The organism is Stenotrophomonas sp. YJH_SMC_106-19 (genome assembly GCF_059368375.1).
In genome coordinates, this window is record NZ_JCAFRQ010000014.1 from 1 (window position 1) to 3,082 (window position 3,082).

General features: G+C 65.8%; 2 protein-coding genes. Both read right to left on the bottom strand.

All coding sequences use genetic code 11. From position 1 onward, the window contains the following. The coding region (locus tag AC5P5M_RS18370; protein WP_495206242.1) for a cache domain-containing protein at positions 1–1,629 on the bottom strand (1,629 nt) is incomplete at its 3' end. 747 nt (positions 1,630–2,376) lie between these two features. Next, positions 2,377–3,082, bottom strand: a 706-nt coding sequence (locus AC5P5M_RS18375; protein ID WP_495206243.1) for a methyl-accepting chemotaxis protein, incomplete at its 5' end; no start/stop codon positions are given.

Genomic DNA, 3,082 nt, shown 5'->3' on the forward strand with positions numbered 1-3,082 from the left:
CGAGGAGGCTTCGATGGCGGACATGGTGGTGACCACCTGGCCGACCACTTCGCCGCCCTGGGAGGCGACGCCATGGGCACCGATGGCGAGCTGGTTGGCCTGGCGGGCGTGCTCGGCGTTCTGGCGCACGGTGGAGGTCAGTTCCTCCATCGAGGCGGCGGTTTCTTCCAGGTTGGCGGCCTGCTGTTCGGTACGGCGCGACAGGTCGTTGTTGCCCGAGGCGATTTCGCCGGCGGCCAGGGTGATGCTGGAGGCGCTGGCCTGGATCTGGCCAACGATGCGGGTCAGCTGGGTGACGGTGGCATTGGCATCGTCACGCATCCGTGCGAACACGCCCTGGTAGTCGCCCTGCATACGGGCGGTCAGGTCGCCTTCGGCGATGGCTGACAGCAGCTGTGACAGCTTGCCGAGGTTCTCATCGCTGACTGCCATCATCGCGTTGAGGTTTTCCAGCATGGTGCGGAAATCGTGATCGAAGCGCTGTGCGTCGCCGCGACGGCTGAAGTCACCGGCAGCGGCGGCGCCGGCCAGCTGCTTGATCTCGGCATTGATGCGGCCGAGGTTGTCCTTGACGGTATCAACGGCGTGGGTCATCGCCGCCTTCTCGCCCGGGTAGCGGGCGATATCACGGCTCAGATCGCCGACGGCGTATTGCTGGACGACATCGAGCACATCATGAAGGGTCTGCACGTGGCCGCCGACCAGCGCATTGGTCTCCTGCACCATCAGCCCATACTCGCCGGGGAATGCGCTGGCATCGATGCGGTAGCTGAGTTCACCGGCGTCGTGGCGACGTGCCATCTCACGTTGGCCACCGATCACGGCGTGCAGCTGCCGCTGCATGGCGGACATCGCATCCAGCAGGCGGCCGGGCTCGTCATGCGGCTGCGGGCCGATATGGCTGTCCAGTCTGCCAGCGGCGATGCCTTCGGCCACGGCCGTAGCCTGCTTCAACGGTACCGCGATGCGGTTGCCGATCAGCCAGCTCAAGGCCAGCACGATCAGAACCACCACGCCACCGGAGATCGCCATGATCGTGGTGAACACCAGGGCCTGCTTCTGCACGTCGTCCGTGTAGACGCCACTGCTGATGACCCAGTTCCACGGCGCGAACAGCCCGGCATAGGCGATCTTGCCGACCGTGCCTTCGCTGCCGGGCTTGGCCCAGCGGTAGTCGACGAAGCCGCCCCCGGCCTTGGCTGCCTCGACCTGCTGGTAATAGATGCGCACCCCTTCATCGGTGCGGAAATCCTTCATGTCCTTGCCGACCAGGTCCTTGCGGAACGGGTGCATGAGTACCCGGTAGCCGGTGTCGTAGACGTTGTAGTAGTAGGTGTCGTTCTCGGCACGCATCCTCTCCAGCGCCTGCAGTGCGGCGGCCTTGGCTGCCTCTTCGCTGAGCTCGCCGGTACCGGCCAGGCGGTGGTAGTGCTGGACAATGCCGTAACTCAGTTCGACCTGGGTCTTCAGCGAGGTCTTGCGCGTTTCAGTCAGGTCGAGGTACTGCATGCGGGCGGCGATCACCGACAGCGCGACCACGCCCAGCGCGATGAGCAGCGTGAGCAGATTGAGCTTGCGCCGGACGGAGAGATTGCTGAAGTAGTGTTGCCAGCGATGCATGAGGTTCATCGAGCAGGACCAGTTTGAAGCAGGCGGGCGGCGCCGAGCCGGCCACGGCGGAATACACCATGACACCCCCGTTATCGGCCGCGGGCGCGCGGGATTGAGGTGGAGTGCCGGAACGCATTCAGGTTTCCTTGCAGCGGCGGCTGCGGCGCTGCCTGCGGCAGGCTTTTGAAGCGACGGCAACAGCAACGGCAACGGCAACGGCAATGGCAGGTCATGGCGATGGTTGCTACGGTTTGGCCGGGTCGGGGTGGGCAGGCAGGACACGCCGTGAACCCATCCATGGGGGCTCGATGGCGCCATCCATGGCGCCAACGGTCCTGCCTGCCCACCCCGACCCGGCCCGCCAGGGCTTCACTTCGGCGGACGGCAAGAGCATTGGGTTTCCAAGTGGGAAGAGGGGTCAGATCCGTTTTCCTGCGGAAAACGGATCCGACCCCGGAAGTGATCTGGCTTTTGCTTTTTGCTCTTCTTTTTTCAATCCGGGGTGGACGCGCACGGAAACTGTCTGTGGCCGGGAGGGTTGGTTGCGCAGGGGCGTAAGCGCCATGGATGGCGCGCCCGAGCCTACAGGGACGTATTCACGGCGTCCCCTGCGCGACCCACCTTCCTGGCCCAAACGAAGGAAATCCGCAGCTCTCCGCGGCCACTCCGAGGGGCTTCGCCGTTGGCTGGACAATCAGATGCCCCTTAAACGAAAACGCCCCGGCGCAGGGCCAGGGCGTTGTCGTGCGTCAGGTCAGGCAGGAATCAGAACTCCTGCCAGTCTCCGTCGGCCAGTTCCGCGGCCATCGGGCGACCGCCGCTGCTGCGGCGGGCCGGCGGTGCAGCCGGCGCCGGGGCGGCGGGTGCAGCGGTGCGCGGGGCGGGGGCGGCGACGCGGGGCGCGACCACGGTTTCGGCTTCATCGAGCACGAAGATGGACACCGCTTCACTCAGATGGCCTGCCTGTTCCTCCATGGCCCGCGCAGCGGCGGTGGCTTCCTCCACCAGCGCGGCATTCTGCTGGGTGGTCTCGTCCATCTGCACCACGGTCTGGTTGACCTGCTCGATGCCGGCGCTCTGTTCCTGCGAGGCCGCGGAAATCTCGGCCATGATGTCGGTTACGCGCTGCACCGAGGCAACGATCTCGCCCATGGTGGCACCGGCCTTGTGTACCAGCGCAGAACCATCGGCGACCTTGCCCACCGAGTCATCGATCAAGCCCTTGATCTCCTTGGCGGCAGCGGCCGAGCGCTGGGCGAGGGTGCGCACTTCGCTGGCGACCACCGCAAAGCCGCGGCCCTGTTCACCGGCACGGGCGGCCTCGACCGCAGCGTTGAGGGCCAGGATGTTGGTCTGGAAGGCGATGCCGTCGATGACGCTGATGATCTCGGCGATCTTCTTCGAGGAGGCTTCGATGGCGGACATGGTGGTGACCACCTGGCCGACCACTTCGCCGCCCTGGGAGGCGACG